This window comes from Bartonella sp. MR168JLCBS (assembly GCF_042194175.1).
Map to the genome: position 1 here is coordinate 1 of NZ_JBHIMP010000104.1, position 1,280 is coordinate 1,280.

The 1,280-nt window shown below is 38.2% G+C and carries 2 protein-coding genes; both read right to left on the reverse strand.

Annotation, left to right across the window (positions count from 1 at the left end; genetic code table 11):
- Positions 1-367, reverse strand: a 367-nt coding sequence (locus tag ACFIK8_RS09450; RefSeq protein ID WP_375669275.1) for a type IV secretion system protein, incomplete at its 3' end; no start/stop codon positions are given.
- Positions 368-607: 240 nt separating this feature from the next.
- Positions 608-1,280 (reverse strand): type IV secretion system protein (locus tag ACFIK8_RS09455; protein ID WP_375669276.1); only part of this gene is annotated, 673 nt, incomplete at its 5' end.

Consider the following 1,280-nt stretch of genomic DNA (forward strand, 5'->3'; position numbering starts at 1 on the left):
CTTTTTCAGCCACTTTGTCAATCAAGTTAGTGAATTGATTATCTGTTAGTGGATTGCTTATCAGCGTGCTTACCAGCTCATTAGGCATTTTTATTATCAAATCTGCCAGATCTTTCTGATATAGCCCTGTAGTTAATGCAATTGAAGTAATAATGCTGATTCGCAGGCAACGGCTCAAGAATCCAGAGACTGGCATATCTATTGCCCCACGCATAATGAGCCATCCATAGACGATGAAGGCGATGGTAAGACTGATGGATACGAAGGGGGTCATTGTAGCAATGGCCTTTGATGAAATACCCGTGACATATGTTGTTATTGCCTGATCAATTTCAGTGAACAGTTGCGTAAACATTGTGAAAGCCATGGCATTCCTCTTTAATGAATTTCATCTTTCCATCATTTAGGACAGTGATGCATATTGCGCATTTCATTTGCATTTATGCAATTTGCTTCGCGCATTTTTTCATCAAAATCTTTTTGCGGTGGAATCAATCCCAAGTGTGTCCCTTTGAATTGTTGGGACAACACTGAAATTATAGACACTGGTTTCTACTTCTGAGAGCAGAAAAAACCGGTGACATAGGAGAAATTCTTATAAAAAACTTCATCGGATAAAGCGTATAGTTGGCATTTCTTTGCTTTTACTGTTAAGAATCTTTAGATTGCGTTTTTGTTTTTGTTGGCTTATAAGCTCCTGTTCTGTATTGCGTAAATATGCAACCATTTGCAATTTTGTTGCTTCATTTTGGATCATGGCTAGTTTGCCCTTGATCTGAGCCTGCAAGTCAGCAGGGTTTTTCAGATCCTTTGTTTTGTCGATTTTGTTTAACAACTCTAAAATTTTTTTAGAGCGATTCTCTGTTTGCTGAAAAGCTTGCAAGCTTATAGCTTTATCAACCAACGCTGCATACTCGCTACGTTTCTCTATAGATTCACGTGCTCCAGCAAGAGAGGTAGAAACTTCTTCCTCTTCTCTCCGAATCTTCTCAAATGATGCAGATATATCTGCATGTTTTTTCTTACTATCATAGACCAATTGTGGATCTTTGAAAAAAGAGTTGGTATATTTTTCTTGTGAAGTACTGGACGCTTTATTTTCCATTATGGACTGTTGCATTTTTTTAGCTTGTTCCAGTTGCTGTCTATTTACCTCGAGATGTTGTTTTATTAAAGCTAGCAGTAAGGCATTGTCTTTATTGCCTTGTATTGAGGGTTTACCTGTCTGTTGGGGGGACAACGGACCAAATAAATTTGGTACTGTTCGGCTTAAATCCGCT